Origin of the sequence: Bradyrhizobium sp. cf659 (assembly GCF_900113725.1) — a bacterium.
Taxonomy (GTDB): Bacteria; Pseudomonadota; Alphaproteobacteria; order Rhizobiales; family Xanthobacteraceae; genus Bradyrhizobium.
This window is the reverse complement of record NZ_FOQJ01000005.1, coordinates 73,272-92,706: the sequence shown is the minus strand read 5'-3', so window position 1 is coordinate 92,706 and position 19,435 is coordinate 73,272. Positions and strand designations below refer to the sequence as shown.

General features: G+C 66.1%; 16 protein-coding genes. 9 read left to right on the top strand and 7 right to left on the bottom strand.

Annotation, left to right across the window (positions count from 1 at the left end; genetic code table 11):
* Nucleotides 1-37 precede the first annotated feature (37 nt).
* From fabF to BM118_RS22470, 3 genes are all read right to left on the bottom strand, one after another.
* Nucleotides 38-1,300 (bottom strand): beta-ketoacyl-ACP synthase II, encoded by a 1,263-nt coding sequence (gene fabF, locus BM118_RS22480; protein WP_092187679.1) that lies wholly within the window; start codon nt 1,298-1,300, stop codon nt 38-40.
* A gap of 1 nt (nt 1,301) precedes the next feature.
* Nucleotides 1,302-1,817 carry a winged helix-turn-helix transcriptional regulator gene (locus tag BM118_RS22475; protein WP_092187678.1) on the bottom strand — a complete coding sequence of 172 codons (516 nt, stop codon included), beginning with the start codon at nt 1,815-1,817 and terminating at the stop codon, nt 1,302-1,304.
* 436 nt (nt 1,818-2,253) lie between these two features.
* Nucleotides 2,254-3,261, bottom strand: a complete 1,008-nt coding sequence (locus BM118_RS22470) for a polyprenyl synthetase family protein (protein ID WP_028175606.1) — start codon at nt 3,259-3,261, stop codon at nt 2,254-2,256.
* A 132-nt stretch (nt 3,262-3,393) separates the two neighbouring features.
* Here BM118_RS22470 and BM118_RS22465 point away from each other — a divergent pair, with 132 nt between their 5' ends.
* The 6 genes from BM118_RS22465 to glyS all read left to right on the top strand — a co-directional run bounded on the left by BM118_RS22465 (nt 3,394) and on the right by glyS (nt 9,019).
* Nucleotides 3,394-3,621 (top strand): putative signal transducing protein, encoded by a 228-nt coding sequence (locus BM118_RS22465; RefSeq protein ID WP_092187677.1) that lies wholly within the window; start codon nt 3,394-3,396, stop codon nt 3,619-3,621.
* Nucleotides 3,614-4,375, top strand: coding sequence for a tRNA1(Val) (adenine(37)-N6)-methyltransferase (locus tag BM118_RS22460; RefSeq protein WP_092187676.1), 762 nt, complete (start codon nt 3,614-3,616; stop codon nt 4,373-4,375). Before BM118_RS22465 ends, BM118_RS22460 begins: the two co-directional genes overlap by 8 nt.
* Before the next feature lie 215 nt (nt 4,376-4,590).
* Complete coding sequence (locus tag BM118_RS22455) at nt 4,591-5,499, top strand: S49 family peptidase (RefSeq protein ID WP_092187675.1); 909 nt, start codon at nt 4,591-4,593, stop codon at nt 5,497-5,499.
* A 105-nt stretch (nt 5,500-5,604) separates the two neighbouring features.
* Entirely contained in the window at nt 5,605-5,796 is a 192-nt protein-coding gene (locus tag BM118_RS22450; protein ID WP_027543611.1) for a hypothetical protein, read from the top strand.
* A 188-nt stretch (nt 5,797-5,984) separates the two neighbouring features.
* Nucleotides 5,985-6,920, top strand: a complete 936-nt coding sequence (locus tag BM118_RS22445; protein WP_092187674.1) for a glycine--tRNA ligase subunit alpha — start codon at nt 5,985-5,987, stop codon at nt 6,918-6,920.
* A complete protein-coding gene (gene glyS, locus BM118_RS22440; RefSeq protein ID WP_092187673.1) occupies nt 6,920-9,019 on the top strand; it encodes a glycine--tRNA ligase subunit beta in 2,100 nt (699 codons plus the stop codon). Before BM118_RS22445 ends, glyS begins: the two co-directional genes overlap by 1 nt.
* Before the next feature lie 324 nt (nt 9,020-9,343).
* Here glyS and BM118_RS22435 read toward each other — a convergent pair whose 3' ends face one another.
* A complete protein-coding gene (locus BM118_RS22435; RefSeq protein ID WP_177234576.1) occupies nt 9,344-9,697 on the bottom strand; it encodes a DUF1236 domain-containing protein in 354 nt (117 codons plus the stop codon).
* A gap of 224 nt (nt 9,698-9,921) precedes the next feature.
* On the opposite strand from BM118_RS22435, the gene BM118_RS22430 reads away from it, so the two are divergent.
* The 3 genes from BM118_RS22430 (at nt 9,922) to BM118_RS22420 (ending at nt 15,366) form a co-directional block, all read left to right on the top strand.
* Complete coding sequence (locus tag BM118_RS22430) at nt 9,922-10,077, top strand: DUF3096 domain-containing protein (RefSeq protein WP_074077234.1); 156 nt, start codon at nt 9,922-9,924, stop codon at nt 10,075-10,077.
* 96 nt (nt 10,078-10,173) lie between these two features.
* Complete coding sequence (gene ppdK / locus BM118_RS22425; RefSeq protein WP_177234575.1) at nt 10,174-13,125, top strand: pyruvate, phosphate dikinase; 2,952 nt, start codon at nt 10,174-10,176, stop codon at nt 13,123-13,125.
* Between the two features lie 786 nt (nt 13,126-13,911).
* Nucleotides 13,912-15,366, top strand: coding sequence for a cell wall hydrolase (locus tag BM118_RS22420; protein ID WP_177234574.1), 1,455 nt, complete (start codon nt 13,912-13,914; stop codon nt 15,364-15,366).
* A 160-nt stretch (nt 15,367-15,526) separates the two neighbouring features.
* Here the strand turns inward: BM118_RS22420 and nadC are convergent, their stop codons facing one another.
* The 3 genes from nadC to nadA form a co-directional block, all read right to left on the bottom strand.
* Complete coding sequence (gene nadC / locus BM118_RS22415; protein WP_092187974.1) at nt 15,527-16,405, bottom strand: carboxylating nicotinate-nucleotide diphosphorylase; 879 nt, start codon at nt 16,403-16,405, stop codon at nt 15,527-15,529.
* An 11-nt stretch (nt 16,406-16,416) separates the two neighbouring features.
* The gene (locus BM118_RS22410; RefSeq protein ID WP_177234573.1) at nt 16,417-18,024 is read right to left on the bottom strand and encodes an L-aspartate oxidase; all 1,608 of its coding nucleotides are present in this window, start codon (nt 18,022-18,024) and stop codon (nt 16,417-16,419) included.
* A 163-nt stretch (nt 18,025-18,187) separates the two neighbouring features.
* Complete coding sequence (gene nadA / locus BM118_RS22405; protein ID WP_092187668.1) at nt 18,188-19,306, bottom strand: quinolinate synthase NadA; 1,119 nt, start codon at nt 19,304-19,306, stop codon at nt 18,188-18,190.
* Nucleotides 19,307-19,435 lie beyond the last annotated feature (129 nt).

Sequence of the window (19,435 nt, the reverse complement as noted above, 5' to 3'; positions counted from 1 at the left end):
TCGTAGCGATGCCCGGCGCGATTGCAAGGCTTGTCGTTTAGTCCACCCGGCGGAAGATCACGCTGGCATTCACCCCGCCGAAGCCAAATCCGTTGGAGATGGCGTGCCGTATCTGCATCGGCCGCGCCGCGCCCGAGACGATGTCGATGCCATCAGCGCTGGGATCGGGGTTCTCGAAATTGAGCGTCGGCGGCGCGACCTGGTCGCGCAAGGCGAGGACGGTGAAGATCGCCTCGAGCCCGCCGGCGGCGCCGAGCAGATGGCCGGTGGCCGATTTGGTCGCGCTCACCGCGATGCTGCGGCTGCGGCCGAACAGCGCGCCGATCGCGCCAAGCTCGCTTTCGTCACCGGCCGGCGTCGACGTCGCGTGCGCGTTCAAATGCTGCAATTCGCCGGGCGCAAGCCGCGCCTGCCGCAGCGCGATCTCCATGGCGCGGCGCGCGCCGTCGCCATCGGGCGGCCCCGACGTCATGTGGTAGGCGTCCGCCGTCGTGCCGTATCCGACGATCTCCGCGATCGGCGTGGCGCCGCGCGCCAGCGCATGCTCGAGCGCCTCGACCACCAGGATGCCGGCGCCTTCGCCCATGACGAAGCCGTCGCGGTCGCGATCGAACGGGCGCGAGGCGCGCCTCGGCTCCTCGTTGAAGGAGCTCGACAGTGCGCGCGCCGCCGCGAAGCCGCCGAGGCTGACGATATCGATGCAGGCCTCGGCGCCGCCGCAGATCGCAACATCGGCCTCGCCGGCGCGGATCATGCGCGCGGCATCGCCGATCGCCTGAACGCTGGCAGCACAGGCTGTGACCGGCGTTCCCAGCGGTCCCTTGTAGCCGTATTTGATCGAGACGTGGCCGGCGGCGAGATTGGCGAGAAACGAGGGGATCGTGAATGGCGAGAGACGGCGCACGCCGCGCTGCTCGGTGATGCGCACCGCCTCCGCCATCGCCGGAAAGCCGCCGACGCCGGAGCCGATGATGGTTGCGGTCCGTTCCAGCGCGGCCGCGTCCTGCGGCGTCCATTTGGCCTGCGCGACCGCTTCCGCGGTGGCGAGCAGTGCGAACAGGATGAAGCGGTCCATCTTGCGCTGGTCTTTTGGCGCGGCGGCCTGCGCCGGGTCGAAGCCGCCTTCGGCATCATCGGCCTTGTCGGGTACGAGGCCGGCAATGCGCGCGGGCAGCGCCTGCGACCATTCGGGCAGGGGACGCAACCCGCTTTGACCGGCGAGCAGCCGGCGCCAGGACAGTTCGACACCGCAGGCGAGCGGCGATACCGCGCCCATTCCCGTCACGACGATACGACGCATGTCAGTCTCCGGCCGGCGCAACGGCCGGGTTCATGGCCTTGAGCGACGCGAGCCGCGCGCGCATCCCGCGGCTGGCGCGCGGCCCCGCGATGACGACCGCATTGTCGAGCGTGATCGGCTGCATGTCGGCGGCATCGACCACGACCGGATCGAACGGACGACGATCGGCCCGGTTCGCCAGCAGAATGGCTTCGCCCTTCGGCGCGAGATGCCTGTTGCCCCAGGCGAGCAGCGCCGCGACCACGGGGAAGAAATCCCGCGCCTTGTCCGTCAGCACATATTCGTAACGCGGCGGCCGTTCATGATAGCGGCGGCGGACGAACATGCCTGACGCGGTGAGATGGGCCAGGCGCCGCGACAGGATGTTCGGTGCGATCCCGAGATTCTGCGAAAACTCGTCGAAGCGCGTCGCGCCCTGGAACGCGTCCCGCAGGATCAAAATGCTCCACCATTCGCCGACCGTCTCCACGGCGCGGCCGACCGGGCATTCCAGGATGGAGGCGGATTTGGGCTGCATGGCGGGAGGATAGGAGAGTGACTTGCAAAATGCAAGTAACCAGGAGAGCAGCTTCATCGCGCGAGCGGACGAGTTGCGGGACTGCGAAACCGTCTCTGTGATTTGAAATGCGAGTTGGCGAGCGGTGCCTGCGCACCTTGCTCCGTCATTGCGAGCGCAGCGAAGCAATCCAGGCTGCTTCCGCGGAGGGACTCTGGATTGCTTCGCTGCGCTCGCAATGACGATGTGGGAGCAGGGGTGACGCTACTTCATCGGCGTCGTCCCGGCCTAGTGCGCAATTGCGCACGGGGGGCCGGGACCCATAACCACGACCGATTCTTGTGGCGCACGATCGTGGCCATAGCGCGCCCGGACAACGCTGACCGGGGTAATGGGTCCCGGCCTTCGCCGGGACGACACTGAAGGGTGTGGCTGGCAGTGCGCCGAAACGCGAGACCTAATGCGATCGCGCCAGACAGAACGCCACGACCTGCTCCAGCGCGCTCTTCATCGGCGAGGACGGGAACAGTGCCAGCGCATCCACCGCCATGGCGCCGTAATGCTGGGCGCGGCTCAGCGTGTCCTCGAGCGCGCGGTGCTTGTTCATCAGGCCGATGGCGTGATCGAGATCGCTGTCGCCGATCTCGCCGCGCTCGAGCGCCTTGATCCAGAAGGCACGCTCGGTGTCGTTGCCGCGGCGGAAGGCGAGCACGACCGGCAGCGTGATTTTGCCTTCGCGGAAATCGTCGCCGGTGTTCTTGCCGAGCTTTGCGCTCTTGCCGCCATAATCGAGCACGTCGTCGACGAGCTGGAAGGCGATGCCGAGATTCATGCCGACCGAGCGGCAGGCGGTCTGCTCCGCCTTGGGGCGGTTCGCGATCACGGGGCCGACTTCGCAGGCGGCGGCGAACAGCTCGGCGGTCTTGCCGCGGATCACGGCGAGATATTCGTCCTCGGTGGTCGCGGTGTTCTTGGCAGCCGCAAGCTGCATCACCTCGCCTTCGGCGATGGTGGCGGCGGCCGCCGAAAGAATGTCCAGCGCGCGGAGCGAGCCGACCTCGACCATCATCCGGAACGCCTGGCCGAGCAGGAAGTCGCCGACCAGCACGCTCGCCTCGTTGCCCCAGAGCATGCGCGCCGACAGCTTGCCGCGGCGCATCTCGCTCTCGTCCACGACGTCGTCATGGAGCAGGGTGGCGGTGTGCATGAACTCGACGGAGGCCGCGAGCTTGATGTGGCCGTCGCCGGTGTAACCGGCAAGATTGGCCATGGCGAGCGTCAGCATTGGCCGCAGGCGCTTGCCCCCGGAGGAGATCAGATGGTTGGCGACCTCCGGGATCATGGTCACGTCGGAGCCGGTGCGCGACAGGATCGTGGCGTTGACGCGCTCCATGTCTCCGGCGACAAGGGCAACCAGCTCTTCGATCGACGCGCCGGGAGTTTCGAAAGGTACGATGACGGCCACGCCGGTCTCCAATATTTGCCCCGGAAGGGCTATTCTGATGGAATTACAATAGAAACTGGAGGCGGATGCGGCAAGTGCCGCGGAACCATTGACATTTGCCGCTTAACCCCTTTCAGGCAGGAGACCTGCGTTTTGCGTGAACTGGTTCGGACCAACGACATGGTGCTGGTGTCGGCGATCGGCGCGCTGCTCGACGGCGCCAATATCCATCATCTGGTGCTGGACCAGAACATGAGCATCATCGAGGGCTCGCTCGGCATTTTGCCGCGGCGGATCCTGGTCCATGAGGACGACGCCCAGGAGGCCCGGCAGCTCCTGACCGAGGCGGGGCTCAGCTACGAACTGCGCGGCGATGATTGAGGCCGACATCACCGAGGACGCCTTTCTCGGCGGGCAACTACGCCTGAAGCAGAAGCGGTCCGGCCATCGCGCCGGCCATGACGCCATCCTGCTCGCAGCGGCGACGGAGGCCCAGGCGGGCGACCGCGTGGTCGATCTCGGAGCCGGCATCGGCACGGCCGGGCTGGCGCTGGCGCAGCGCGTCGTGGGGATCAGGCTCAGCCTGGTCGAGATCGATCCGGAACTGGCGGAGCTGGCGCGTGCCAATGCGGCGGCGAACGCGATTACCGCCGACACGATCGTGCTCGACGTCACCGCCGATGCGCAGGCCTTCGTGGCACATGGGCTCGTGCCCGACAGCGTCGATCGTGTGCTGATGAACCCGCCCTTCAATGATCCGGTGCGCCATCGTGGCTCGCCGGATCAGGCGCGCCACACCGCGCATGTGGCGACGGAGGAGACGCTGCATGCGTGGGTGCATGCAGCACGGCGTATCCTCCGATCGAACGGTGTGCTGACATTGATCTGGCGCGCGGATGGAATCGCCGACGTCTTGGCAGCGCTGTCACGCGGCTTCGGCAGCCTGTCGATCCTGCCGGTTCATGGCGAAGCGGGGCGGCCCGCGATCCGCGTGCTGGTGCGCTCGGTTAAAGGCGGCAGGGCGCCGACGCGCCTGTTGCCGGGCCTCATGCTTAATGAAGAGTTAAGCGTGCCTAAAAAAGAGGTGAGGGATATTCTGGAAGGGAGGGCGGTGTTGCCGCTGGCGGAGCCGTGACGGCTTACTGCGGCAGCGATTCCGTCTGCTGTTCTTGCGGGGACGTAAAGCGAATCGCCGTGAAAAGCGCACCGATCAGCATCAACAGCAGATAGATCTTCATGGCGTTTCCTCCGCTGCCTATTGCAGCTTCCCAACGGGAAATCTGCAAAACACGTTCCAGGCACATTCAATGACAGTCGCGTGATAAGAAATGATTAATCAGAGGTAACGGCATGGCCGAACAATTGAACGATCGTGAGGGTTCCGGCCTGGCCGACAAGCTCATGCAATATCTGCCGGCGCGCTTTCGTCCGGGCACGGCCGTGGTGCCGGTGGTGCGGCTGTCAGGCGTGATCGGCGCCGTGACGCCGCTGCGCCCGGGCATGTCGCTCGCGGGCGTCGCGCGGGTGCTGGAGCGGGCCTTCTCGATGCGGAATGCCAAGGCGGTGGCGCTGGTGATCAATTCGCCCGGCGGCTCGCCGGTGCAGTCGCGCCAGATCTACCTGCGCATCAAGCAGCTCGCGGCCGAGAAGAAGCTGCCGGTGCTGGTGTTCGTCGAGGACGTCGCGGCCTCCGGCGGCTATATGATCGCCTGCGCCGGCGACGAGATCTTCTGCGATCCGTCCTCGATCCTCGGCTCGATCGGCGTGGTCGGTGGCAGTTTTGGTTTCCAGGACGCGATCAGGCGGCTCGGCATCGAGCGGCGGCTCTACACGGCCGGTGCGCACAAGGCGATGCTCGATCCGTTCCTGCCCGAAAACCCCGACGACGTCGCCAAGCTGAAGGCGATCCAGCGCGAGATCCACCAGATCTTCATTTCGCTGGTGAAGGAGAGCCGCGGCGCGCGGCTGAAGGACGACGACGACACCCTGTTCACCGGTGAATACTGGGCCGGCGAGAGTTCGGTCGGGTTGGGGCTCGCCGACGGCATCGGCGATCTCCGCTCAACTCTTCGTGCCCGCTATGGCGAGAAGGTTCTCACCCCCGTGATCGCGCAGCCGACCGGGCTGCTGTCCGGCCTTTTGGGGCGTAAATCGCCGGGCGCGGGCCAGCTTTCGGCCCTGGAATCAATGGCCGGGCTGCCGGACGAGCTGATCTCGGCGGTCGAAACGCGGGCGATTTGGGCGAAATTCGGGTTCTAGGCGCAGCCACTCCCGCGCCATTTGGTCCGGCCCGAGCCAATTGCGGCGCGGCCCGGTCTGCGCAAGAATGTGCGTGGGGGCTGAGCACTAGACAAGGATCGACAGATGCCGCCGTTCGTCGCTTTCGCGGGCGTCCTGGGCGGGCTTGCCGTGGTCCGCTGGGCCTACAAGACCGCTGTCCGGATCAACCAGGAGCTGGAGGAGATGCGCCTCTCACGCGTCGCCGAAGCCGCCCATATGGGGGAAATCCGGACGCTGAAACAGGATCCGGTGACCGGAGCTTATCGACCAGGTTAGTTGCACTTTCCACACGGCGTCATTCCGGGGCGGTCCGTGCGACCGAACCCGGAATCTCGAGCTTCCGGGTTCGCCCTTCGGGCGCCCCGGAATGACGGCCATTTCCGCCCCCTTCGCCTTGATTCCCATCCCCGCCGTCGATACGGTCCCGCGCGATTCAAAACCCCCCGCGAGAGCCTGATCTGACGATGGACGCCTCATTGCCCGCCCATATGCGCCCGGAACGCTCGTTCCAGGGCTTCATCCTCGCGCTCCAGCGGTTCTGGGCCGAGCAGGGCTGCGTGATCCTGCAGCCCTACGACATGGAGATGGGCGCGGGTACCTTCCATCCGGCGACGACGCTCCGCGCGCTCGGGCCAAAGCCCTGGAACGCCGCCTATGTGCAGCCCTCGCGCCGGCCCAAGGACGGCCGCTACGGCGAGAACCCGAACCGGATGCAGCACTACTACCAGTTCCAGGTGATCATGAAGCCGTCGCCGCCGAACCTTCAGGATCTGTACCTGAAGTCGCTCGCCGCGATCGGCATCGATTCCGCCGTGCACGACATCCGTTTCGTCGAGGATGACTGGGAGAGCCCGACGCTGGGCGCCTGGGGTTTGGGGTGGGAGTGCTGGTGCGACGGCATGGAAGTCTCCCAGTTCACCTACTTCCAGCAGGTCGCGGGCTTCGAATGCGCGCCGGTCGCGGGCGAGCTCACCTACGGCCTCGAGCGCCTCGCGATGTATGTGCAGGGCGTCGACCGCGTCTACGACCTCAACTTCAACGGCCGCGACGGCGACGCCAAGGTCACCTATGGCGACGTCTTCCTCCAGGCCGAGCGGGAATATTCGCGGCACAATTTCGAAGTCGCCGACACCGCGATGCTGTTCGAGCAGTTCAAGATGGCGGAAGCCGCCTGCCGGAAATATCTCGACGCCGGCTGGCGCGAGGGAAACCGGAAAGAGCATTTGATGGCGCTGCCGGCCTATGACCAGTGCATCAAGGCGAGCCATGTCTTCAACCTGCTCGATGCGCGCGGCGTGATCTCCGTGACGGAGCGACAGAGCTACATTCTTCGCGTGCGCGAGCTGGCCAAGGCCTGCGGCGAGGCCTGGATCCATACTGAAGCGGGCGGAGCGGCCTGATGCCCGATCTTTTGCTTGAACTGTTCTCGGAAGAAATCCCCGCGCGCATGCAGGCGAAGGCGGCCGACGATCTGCGCCGCATGGTCACCGACAAGCTCGTCGCCGAAGGCCTGGTCTATGAGGGCGCGAAAGCCTTCGCGACGCCGCGCCGCCTCGCGCTCACCGTGCACGGCATCCCTGCGCGTCAGCCTGACCTCAAGACCGAACGCCGCGGACCGAAAATGGGCGCGCCCGATGCGGCCGTGCAGGGTTTTCTGAAGGCGACAGGTCTGAAGTCGCTCGACGAGGCCAAGATCCAGCGCGATCCGAAGGGCGACTTCTACATCGCGCTGATCGAAAAACCCGGCCGCGACGCGATCGACGTGCTTGCGGAGATCCTGCCCGTCATCATCCGCACCTTCCCCTGGCCGAAATCGATGCGCTGGGGCGCGCGTTCCGGAAAACCCGGTTCGCTGAATTGGGTGCGTCCGCTGCATGCGATCACAGCGACGTTTGGGCTGGAGACCGAAGAGCCTGATGTCGTGCCGTTCTCGGTGGACGGCATCGAAGCCGGCCAGACCACCTACGGCCATCGCTTCCTCGCTCCCGCCGCGATCAATGTGCGCCGCTTCGAGGACTACGAGGCGAAGCTGCTGGACGCGAAGGTCGTGCTCGATCCGGAGCGCCGCAAGGACGCGATCCTCACCGACGCCAAGCAGCTGGCGTTCGCGCAGGGGTTCGATCTCGTCGAGGACCAGAACCTGCTCGACGAGGTCGCCGGCCTCGTCGAATGGCCGGTCGTGCTGATGGGCTCGTTCGAGCCGGAATTCCTGGCGACGCCCGCGGAAGTGATCCGCGCTACCATCCGCAACAACCAGAAGTGCTTCGTGGTGAGCGATCCCAAGACGGGCAAGCTCGCCAACAAGTTCATCCTGGTGGCCAACATCGAGGCGACCGATGGCGGCAAGACCATCATCGCCGGCAACGAGCGCGTCATCCGCGCGCGCCTGTCGGATGCAAAATTCTTCTACGAGACCGACTTGAAGACCAAGCTCGAGGACCGGCTGCCGAAGTTCGAGCAGATCGTGTTTCATGAGAAGCTCGGGACGCAGGCTGCGCGCATCAAGCGCATCGAACAGCTTGCCGCGGAGATCGCGCCGCTGGTCGGCGCCGATGTCGGCAAGGCGACGCGTGCTGCGCATCTTGCGAAGGCGGATTTGTTGACCGAAGTCGTCGGCGAATTCCCTGAGGTGCAGGGCCTGATGGGCAAGTACTACGGGCTGGCGCAGGGCGAGGATGCGTCCGTCGCCGCCGCCTGCGAGGAGCATTACAAGCCGCAGGGACCGACGGATCGCGTGCCGACCGATCCGGTCAGCGTAGCGGTGGCGCTCGCGGACAAGCTCGACACGCTCGTCGGCTTCTGGGCGATCGACGAGAAGCCGACGGGCAGCAAGGACCCTTATGCGCTGCGTCGCGCGGCGCTCGGTGTCATCAGGCTGATTGCCGAGAACGCGCTTCGCTTGTCGCTCCTGAAGGTGTCTGCCTCCGCTCTTGCGGGCCTGTCGGTGAAGCCGGCGGACGCGCTGAAGCTCCCGAGTGATCTCCTCGCCTTCTTCGCCGACCGCCTGAAGGTCCAGCTCCGCGAGCAGGGCGCGCGGCACGATCTCGTCGATGCCGTGTTCGCGCTTGGCGGCCAGGACGACCTGCTGATGATCGTCCGCCGCGTCGATGCGCTCGGCATATTCCTCGAGTCGGACGACGGCAAGAATCTGCTCGCCGGCACCAAGCGTGCCAGCAACATCCTCTCGATCGAGGAGAAGAAGGACAAGCGGACCTTCGAGGGTGCGCCCGATGCTGCGCTCTACAGCCTCGGTGAGGAGAAGGCGCTGGCCAAGGCGATCGGCGAGGTACAGGCGGAAGCAAGTGCCGCCGTCGCCAAGGAGGACTTTGCCGCCGCGATGAGCGCGATGGCGAAGCTGCGCCCGCCGGTGGATGCGTTCTTCGACAAGGTCCGCGTCAACGACGACGATCCGAAAGTGCGCGAGAATCGCCTGAAGCTGCTCAACGAGATCCGCAGCGCCACGCGCGCGGTCGCGGACTTCTCGAAGATCCAGGATTGATCGCGCCACAATTGAGGCTGTCATTCCGGGGCGCGCGACTTGTCCGCCGAAGCTCAAAGAGCGAAGGCGGAAGCGCGAACCCGGAATCCATCGTGCCGCGCGTGATGCAGAGAAATGGATTCCGGGCTCGCGCCAAATGGCGCGCCCCGGAATGACGAAGCGCAAAAAAGCCCCACCCGGCGGGGGAGACCGGGCGGGGCCTGATGTCCGATTTAACACTGCACGCGTCAGCCTGATTTGACGCGCCGGACATCGAGTTGTGCAGAGCGCTTTCGAGCGACGTGGATACCGGTTCGCGCAAGGAAAACGCGTCCAAACGAGAGTCTAGTCCAGCACCTCGACGATGCGCCGCGAGCGCGGCTCGACCAGCACAGTCTCTCCGTTCACGACGGTGTAGCGATAGGTGGTGGCGCCGAAACGTTGCGGCACGTCATAATAGGTCACGCCGCTCTCGGGTAAGGTGGCTCCGACCACCACGCGATCCGGAATGCGAAAGGCCGGCACCCGTTGTTCGACGACATAATCGCGGAAGGCTGGCCGCTGTTCGACCGCAATCGTCGGGCCGCCGTCGACCACGACGGGCGCGCGTCCAACCGTAATGCCTGTTTGCGCCTGTGCCGAGATCGGCGCACCGAGCGCGACGCCAAGCGCGGCGAGAGCGAGAATCCTGTTCCGCATGGGCAACTCCTTCGACATGATTTTAGCCGGCGCCAATGGCGCGACCGGTTGCCAATGCTGCGACGCGCGTGATGTTCCGGAAAATGCCTTGCCGCATTCGCGGCATTTTTGGGCAGTTTTCGCGAAGCCCGGAACTCGTGTGCCCCCTAGTGCGTCTCTACCCGCGGAACCGGGTCCGCTATGATCCGCCCGCGATTCGCCCCACCTCCACGGAAAGATAATTCATGCACATCACCGTCGCCCACATTTCGCCGATCCTGTCGTTGATTGCGGGCGTGCTCATCCTGATCATGCCGCGGCTTCTCAACCTCATCGTCGCGATCTTTCTCATCATAAATGGTGCGATTGGGCTCGGATTGTTGAAGTGGCTCCATCTCTAGGCCTTCATTTTCCGGAACTCTTCGACTTGCGCGGGCCTGCCCAAAGTGGTGTAAGGCGCGCGATTTCCCATTCCTCTCGCAGGTTGTGTGCAAGCTATGGCCAAAGCCGCCTCGAAGCCTAAGAAAATACCAGCGAAATCAAAGTCCTCCGCCAAGGCGAAAGCCGCGCCGGCGGCCCGCAAGGCGCTTCCCAAGAGCGCCTCGAAGCCGGTTGCCAAGCCCGTGGCCAAGCCGGCTGCGAAGTCCGCCGCCAAGGCCGTCTCAAAGGCTGCGACCAAGCCGGTTGCGCCGAAGGCCGCCGCCAAGGTCGCTCTGAAGCCGGCACCGAGCAAGGCTGCGCCTGCCAAGGCCGCGCCCGCCGCGGCCAAGGCCGGCAAATGGGTGTTCACGTTCGGTGACGGCAAGGCCGAGGGCCGCACGGAGATGCGCGACCTGCTCGGCGGCAAGGGCGCCAACCTCGCCGAGATGGCCAATCTTGGCCTGCCGGTGCCTCCCGGCTTCACCATCCCGACCTCGGTCTGCACCTACTTCTACGCACACGGCAAGACCTACCCGAAGGAGTTGCAGTCGCAGGTTGAGAAGGCGCTCGACCATGTCGGCAAGTTGACCGGCAAGGTGTTCGGCGACACCAAGAACCCGCTGCTCGTCTCCGTGCGCTCCGGCGCGCGTGCCTCGATGCCGGGCATGATGGACACCGTGCTCAATCTCGGCCTCAACGACGAGACCGTGGAAGCGCTCTCGGAACTGTCCGGCGACCGCCGCTTCGCCTATGACAGCTATCGCCGCTTCATCACCATGTATTCCGACGTGGTGCTCGGTTTCGAGCATCATCACTTCGAGGAAATCCTCGACACCTTCAAGGACAGCCAGGGCTACACGCTCGACACCGACCTGTCGGCGGAGGACTGGGTCGAGCTGGTCGGCAAATACAAGGACGCGGTTGCGCGCGAAACGGGGAAGGACTTCCCGCAGGATCCGCACGACCAGCTCTGGGGTGCGATCGGCGCCGTGTTTTCCTCCTGGATGAACGCGCGCGCGGTGACCTACCGCAAGCTGCACGACATTCCGGAATCCTGGGGCACCGCGGTCAACGTGCAGGCCATGGTGTTCGGCAACATGGGCGATACGTCCGCGACCGGCGTCGCCTTCACGCGCAACCCCTCGACCGGCGAGAGCAAGCTTTACGGCGAGTTCTTGATCAACGCGCAAGGCGAGGACGTGGTGGCGGGCATCCGCACGCCGCAGGACATCACCGAGGAGGCGCGGAAAGAGTCGGGCTCCGACAAGGCGTCGATGGAAGCGGCGATGCCGGAGGCCTTCAAGGAGCTGACGCGGATCTACACGCTGCTCGAGAAGCACTACCGCGACATGCAGGACATGGAGTTCACGGTCGAGCAGGGCAAGCTCTGGATGCTCCAGACCCGCGGCGGCAAGCGCACCGCCAAGGCGGCGCTGCGCATCGCGGTCGAGCTCGCCAATGAGGGCCTGATCACCAAGAAGGAAGCGGTGATGCGGATCGATCCGGCCTCGCTGGATCAGCTGCTGCATCCCACCATCGATCCCAACGCCAAGCGCGACGTGATCGCGACCGGCCTGCCGGCTTCGCCCGGTGCTGCCTCCGGCGAGATCGTGTTCTCCTCGGACGAAGCGGCCAAGCTTCAGGCCGACGGACGCAAGGTGATCCTGGTCCGCATCGAGACCAGCCCCGAGGACATCCACGGCATGCACGCCGCCGAAGGCATCCTCACCACCCGCGGCGGCATGACCTCGCACGCGGCGGTGGTCGCGCGCGGCATGGGCAAGCCCTGCGTCTCCGGCTGCGGCACCATCCGCGTCGATTACGGCCGCGGCACCATGAGCATCGGTTCGCGCACCTTCAAGACCGGCGACGTCATCACCATCGACGGCTCGCTCGGCCAGGTGCTCGCCGGTCGCATGCCGATGATCGAGCCGGAGCTGTCCGGCGAGTTCGGCACGCTGATGAAGTGGGCCGACCAGGTCCGCAAGATCGGCGTTCGCGTCAATGGCGATACGCCGGACGACGCGCGTACCGCGATCAAGTTCGGCGCGGAAGGCATCGGCCTGTGCCGCACCGAGCACATGTTCTTCGAGGAGACGCGCATCCGCACGGTGCGCGAGATGATCCTCTCCGAGGACGAGCAGTCGCGCCGCGCGGCGCTCGCAAAGCTGCTGCCGATGCAGCGTGCCGACTTCGTCGAGCTGTTCGAGATCATGAAGGGCCTGCCCGTCACGATCCGGCTTCTGGATCCTCCCCTCCATGAATTCCTGCCGCACACCCATGCCGAGGTCGAGGAAGTGGCGCGCGCCATGAACACCGACCCGCGGCGCCTGGCTGACCGCGCGCGCGAGCTCTCGGAGTTCAACCCGATGCTCGGCTTCCGCGGCTGCCGTATCGCGATCGCCTACCCCGAGATCGCCGAGATGCAGGCGCGCGCGATCTTCGAGGCAGCGGTCGAGGCCGAGAAGCGCACCGGCAAGGCCGTGGGCCTCGAGGTGATGGTGCCGCTGATCGCCACCAAGATGGAGCTCGACCTCGTCAAGGCACGGATCGACGCCACCGCACAGGCCGTGATGCGCGACACCAACACCAAGCTCGCCTATCAGGTCGGCACCATGATCGAGCTGCCGCGCGCCTGTCTGCTCGCGGCCGAGATCGCGGAGAGCGCCGAGTTCTTCTCGTTCGGCACCAACGATCTGACGCAGACCACCTACGGCATCAGCCGCGACGATGCCGCGAGCTTCCTCGGCACCTACGTGTCCAAGGGCATCCTTCCGATCGATCCCTTCGTCGCGCTCGATCAGGAAGGCGTCGGCGAGCTGGTCAAGATCGGCGTCGCGCGCGGCCGCAAGACACGCCCCTCGCTCAAGGTCGGCATTTGCGGCGAGCACGGCGGCGATCCCGCGTCCGTCACCTTCTGCCACAATATCGGCCTCGACTACGTCTCCTGCTCGCCCTACCGCGTGCCGATCGCGCGGCTTGCCGCCGCGCAAGCCGCACTCGGCAAGGCGGTTGCGAGCCAGGCGTAAGGCGGAAGACTGAATACGAGATGCGAAAGAGGCGGGGCCAAGCCCCGCCTCTTTTCGTTTTGCGCACCACTCTCGCCACATCGTCATTGCGAGCGCAGCGAAGCAATCCAGAACTCCTCCGCGGAGACAGTCTGGATTGCTTCGCTGCGCTCGCAATGACGAGATTGTTGCACGCGCATGCCGCCACACACTCACTGTCATCGCCCGCGAAGGCGGGCGATCCAGTACGCCGGGACGTCAGTGATTGAGCCGAGAAGCCGCGGCGTACTGGATGCCCCGCCTTCGCGGGGCATGACAGCGGTGGTGTGGGGGCGCGCTTCGCAATGATGCTATCGCTGCACACGCATGCTGCCACACACTCACCGTCATCGCCCGGCTTGACCGGGCGATCCAGTGCGCCGAGACGTCAGTGATTGAGCCGAGAAGCCGCGGCGTACTGGATGCCCCGCCCCCGTGCGCAATTGCGCACTAGGCTGGGCATGACAGTGAAGATGTAGAGACGCTTCTCCGCAACAGCGGGAACTCATCGCGCGTCCCTTAATGATACGCGTGCGCAAGAGTTCCTTTACCATTCGCGTTGACCGGATGTTTACCGCTTTACGTGGGGCGGCATTTACCAATGCGCATCATTGCCCCGTGAAAACACTTGCGATCGCTTGTGTGTGCCCAGCGCGCAACGCCGATTAACGCCCCGGCAACCTAAATTGGATACTTACGAGAAAGATCGAATTGCACGGATGTACTGCGGTTCGATTTTTCTGGCGTAAGCGTAGCGTGAGCGTATCGATGTCAGTGTTGCGTAACCATCCGAAGGGCGCGCGGTTCGCGTCCTTCGGCATCGGTCTCTGCATCTTCGCATTGATGCCGAGAGAGACCGGCTATCAGGACATTGCCTCGCTGCTGGCGCGTCAGCCCGGCGTCGCCGAGCGTTGGCAGAAGCAGGTGTATTCCGCGGCGTCCTCGATCCAGCTCGCCACCTACAGTTTTTCCCGCCCCATCGGCACCTCGGTTCCGCAGAGCGCGATGGTTCGCCTCGCAAGCCTCGATGGCCGCGACGTCACCGGCGCGATCAGCCGCAATCCGGCGCTTCAGGCGCCGCCGCGTTACCAGGCCGCCGACTTTCCCAAGGTCGATCGCTCCATGAAGGGCGATCGCCTCGCGATCGCGACACCGACGACGTCTCCCGACGCTGCCGCACCGGCCGCAGTGCCCGCACAGGAAGATCCCGCGACGTCGAACAGCTCGGTGTTCGGCGCCAAGACCGCTGCGTTGCAGCAGGCGATGTCGCCGGAGTCTGCAGCCGCGCTCGACCCCGAGCTCCAGGAAGCGCTTCGCGCGCCGCCGCTGCCGCAATATGCCAATCCGCCCAAGGCCAGCGACCTCGCGCGCTCGTTCGCGGTTCAGCCGCTGGAGGCGCTGAAGCGGGCCACCGCGCCGGTCGCGCCTGCGCGCGATCCCTTCAGCGTCAAGACCTCGAACCTGTTCTTCGGCAGCTCCTCGCTCGGCGGCAATCTCGAGAGCATCGAGAGCTGGCAGCCCGGCGCCGAGCCGTTGATCGTGATGCCCGACCCCGACATGAAGGTGACGGCTTCGCTGACGCCGCCGACGGAGGAGATCGCCAAGGACATCGAGAGCGGCGAGAGCGTCGCGCCGAAGGGCGAGGTCAACGCCGACAACCAGCGCGCCAGGTCGCCGGCGGAGCGGCTCGCGCTCGACGACAAGTCGCGCGCGAAGTCCGAGAAGTGCCTGGCCGAAGCCGTCTATTTCGAATCCCGCGGCGAGGCCGTGCGCGGCCAGATGGCGGTCGCGCAGGTGGTGATGAACCGCGTGTTCTCCGGCAAATACCCCGATACGGTGTGCGGGGCGGTCTATCAGAACAAGCACCGCCATCTCGCCTGCCAGTTCACCTTTGCCTGCGACAACAATGCCGACGTGATCCGCGAGCCCGAAATGTGGGAGCGCGCCAAGAAGATCGCGAAGGCGATGCTCGACGGCCAGATCTGGCTGCCCGAGGTCGGCAAGTCCACGCATTACCACGCCTACTGGGTGCGCCCGTCCTGGGTCGCCGAGATGAAGAAGATGTACAAGACCGGCGTGCACACCTTCTATCGCCCGCGCGCCTGGGGCGACGGCAGCGAGGAACCGAGCTGGGGCTCCCCGGCCCAGACCGCCGCGCTCTCCGCCGAACTCGCGCAGGAAGCCAAGAGCTCCGCCGAGATGGGTGTGAGCGAGCGAAGGTAGTCGTCCTTAACCTCGCCCCGCTTGCGGGGAGAGGTCGAATTCGAGCAGAGCTCGAATTCGGGTGAGGGGACTCTCCGCGAGTCTAACTGTCACCGTCCTTGCGGAGACTCCCCCTCACCCCGACCCTCTCCCCGCAGGCGGGGAGAGGGAGAAGACCTCCTTACGCCTCGATATCCAGGGCACAGTCGAAATTCGGCGCGGAATGCGTCAGTGCGCCGGAGGACGCGTAGTCGACGCCTGTCGCGGCGATCGCGGCGATCGACTCCAGCGTGACGCCGCCGGACGCCTCCAGCTTGAGCCGACCCTCGCTCATCCGCACCGCCTCGCGCAGCGTCGCAAGGTCCATGTTGTCGAGCAGCACGGCGTCAGCCATCCCCGTGTCCAGCACCTCGCGCAATTGCGCCAGCGTATCGACCTCGATCTCGATCTTGACGAGATGACCGGCATTCGCACGCGCGCGCTCCAGCACGGGGCGGATGCCGCCGGCGACCGCGATGTGGTTGTCCTTGATCAGGATGGCATCGTCGAGGCCGAAGCGGTGGTTGAAGCCGCCGCCGCAGCGCACCGCGTATTTCTCCAGTGCGCGCAAGCCCGGCGTGGTTTTTCGCGTGCAGCAGATCCGCATCCTGGTGCCTTCGGTGCGCGCGACATAGTCCGCCGTCAGCGTCGCAACGCCCGACAGCCGGCCGACGAAATTCAGCGCGGTCCGCTCCGCGGTGAGAATGGCGCGTGCGGGGCCCGAGATCGTCAGCACATGCTGCCCGCGGGCCACGCGCGCGGCGTCGCGGACATGCGCCCGCACCTCGATGTCGGGCGACAGCTTTTGCAGCGTCGCCAGCGCCAGCGGCAGGCCGGCGATCACGCCGGACTGGCGCGCGACCAGGATCGCCTGTGCCTTCGTTGCTTCCGGTATCGTTGCCAGCGAGGTGATGTCGCCGGCGCGGCCGAGGTCCTCGTCGAGCGCGCGGTGCACGGCCTCGTCGATCGCGAGCGGCGAGAGGAAGGCGTCGGGATAGAGCAGGGATGTCGGGGTGATCATAAGGGCCTCCATCAGGCGATTACGGGTTGCGCAATGCGCGGCGACGCGCGCTCGTTCAAGCTGTCGGCGACCTCGCGCACGGCGGCGAGCGTGGTCGTCGTTCTCCGGGCCAGCGCGGGGACATCGGCCGGATGGTCGATGCGGAAATGCGCGCCGCGGCTCTCGCGCCGCATCCAGGCCGCAGCGGCGACGAGCAGGGCTGATGTCGCCATGTTGCGGACAGCGATGCTCGTTGTGTCGCGTTCGAGCGCGGCGAAGCTGCGCACGGCCTCCGCAAGCCCGTCACCGTGACGGATGACGCCGACATGCGCGCTCATCATCGCGCGCAGCCGCTTCACGGCCGCAGCATCCGGCGTGCCGCCGCGCGACATCACCAACGCGTCGGGGAGGCGGGCAGGCGAGGGGATCGCGCAGCCGGCGATGTCGTCGGCGATGCGCGCGGCGTAGACCACGGCCTCCAGCAGCGAATTGGAGGCGAGGCGGTTGGCGCCATGCGCACCGGTGGAGGACACTTCGCCGCCGGCCCAGAGCCCGTCGATCGAGCTGCGGCCGCGCGCGTCCACCGCGATGCCGCCCATGTGGTAGTGCGCGGCCGGCGCGATCGGGATGGCCTGCGTGGCGGGATCGATGCCGGCGGCGATGCAGCTCGCATGCACGGTCGGGAATTTATCGGCGAAGCGTGCGCCCAGCGCCTGCCGCGCGTCGAGGAAGGCGCCGCGCCCGGCCGCGATCTCGGCGAACACGCCGCGGGCCACGATGTCGCGCGGCGCGAGTTCGGCCAGCGGATGACGCGCCAGCATGAAACGCTCGCCCTGGCCGTTGATCAGCGTTGCGCCTTCGCCGCGCAGCGCCTCCGTCGCAAGCGGTGCCGGATCGCGGCCGACCATGATGGCGGTGGGGTGGAATTGCACGAATTCAGGATCGGCGATCACGGCGCCGGCACGCGCGGCGATCGCAAGGCCCGATCCGCTCGCTTCAAACGGATTGGTGGTGACGGCATAGAGATGGCCGAGGCCGCCGGTCGCGAGCACCACCGCGCGCGAGGCGAGCATGACCGGCGGGGCGGCAGGATTGCCGGCCGCGCGCAATTGAAGGCCCGCAACAGTGCCGTCTTCCGTCAGCAGTGCTTCGGCGACGAAACCCTCGATCAGCCGGATCGACGGTGTCCGGCGTACGGCCTCGCCCAGCGCCGCGATGATCGCTGCGCCTGCGCCGTCGCCGCGCACATGCACGATGCGGCGCGCCGAATGCGCAGCTTCCCGCCCCACCGCGAGCCTGCCTTCGAGATCGCGGTCGAACGGCACGCCATAGGCGAGCAGGTCATGGATGCGCGGCGCAGCCTCGCGGGCGATCCCAAGCGCGACTGCCTTGTCGACGAGACCGCCGCCGACGGCGATCGTGTCCGCGGCATGGGCTTGCGGCGTATCGCCCTCGGCCACCGCCGCGGCGATGCCGCCTTGCGCCCATGCGGACGATGCACCCTGTCCGAGCGGTGCCGCCGAGATCAGCGTCACCGGCCGCGGCGCGAGCTTCAGCGCGCAAAACAGTCCGGCAAGGCCGCCGCCGACGATGACGACGTCGTCGGTCGCGCGGGTGAGGTTGGGGATGTTGTCTGTCATGATGTCTCCTCGCGTCGTCCCGGCGAAGGCCGGGACCCATACGCCGCGGCGGTAATTGTTGCGCGCAGCTGTTCAACGTCGTTCTTCGCAACCACGCCTTCCTGTGGTTATGGGTCCCGGCGTTCGCCGGGACGACACTGTGGGTGTTGCTGCTGCTTGATGCTCAATTCTTCAGATTGATCATCCGCTCGACCGATCGTCGCGCGCGCATCGCGAGCGCGGGATCGATCGTGACCTCCTCGCGCAGCGTCAGCAGGCTCTCCAGAATGTTGGCGAGCGTGATGCGCTTCATGTGCGGGCAGAGATTGCACGGACGCAGCATCTCCACGTCAGGCAGCTCGGCGCGCACATTGTCGGCCATCGAGCATTCCGTGATCATCACCAGCCGCCGCGGCCGCTTTGCGCGCACCCAGTTGATCATGTGCGCGGTCGAGCCGGTGAAGTCGGCCTCCGCCAGAACGTCCGGCGGGCATTCGGGATGGGCGATGATCTGAACGGAGGGATCGGCCTCGCGAAGCCCGCGCAGCTCCGCGCCGGTGAAGCGCTCATGCACCTCGCAGGCGCCCTTCCAGGCGATGATCTTCACGTCGGTCTTCGAGGCCACATAGGTCGCGAGATAGCGGTCGGGCAGGAAGATCACGCTCGGCGCATTCAGGCTCTCGACCACCTGCACCGCGTTCGACGAGGTGCAGCAGATGTCCACCTCGGCCTTCACCTCCGCCGACGTGTTGACATAGGCGACGACGGGAACGCCGGGAAATTTCTCGCGGAGCAGACGAACGTCGGCGCCCGTGATGCTGGCGGCAAGCGAGCAGCCGGCGCGGGAGTCCGGGATCAGCACCGTCTTGTCCGGGTTGAGCAGTTTCGAGGTCTCCGCCATGAAGTGCACGCCGCACTGGACGATGATCCCGGCCTTCACCTTGGTGGCTTCGACGGCGAGCTGGAGCGAATCGCCGCCGATGTCGGCAACGCAGTGGAAGATCTCCGGGGCCTGGTAGTTGTGCGCGAGGATCACCGCGCCCCGCGCCTGCTTCAGCTCGTTGATCGCCTTGATCGTCGGCGCCAGCACCGGCCACTCGATCTGCGGGATCACGTGCTTCACGCGCTCATAGAGAGGTGCGGTGGCGCGCTCGACCTCATCGGTCCATTGCAGCGAGGGCATCGGCAGTGTGGATCCCGGTCGCGCCGGCGCGGCGCGCGGGGAGGTCGTGACCTGGTTGGTGGCTTGGCCCTGCGGCCGGTTGGTCAAGTCGTCAGGGCCGTAAAGTCCAGTAATCGGCATCGAAGCCTCCCGTGCATGGTTATTATACTCAAATTGAGTATATATGGAGCCTGAGAAATCCGGCCGAGAGGCCGGGTCGCATGTCGTCAGCACTCAAATATGCTCAATCTGAGTAGATCTAAGATATCA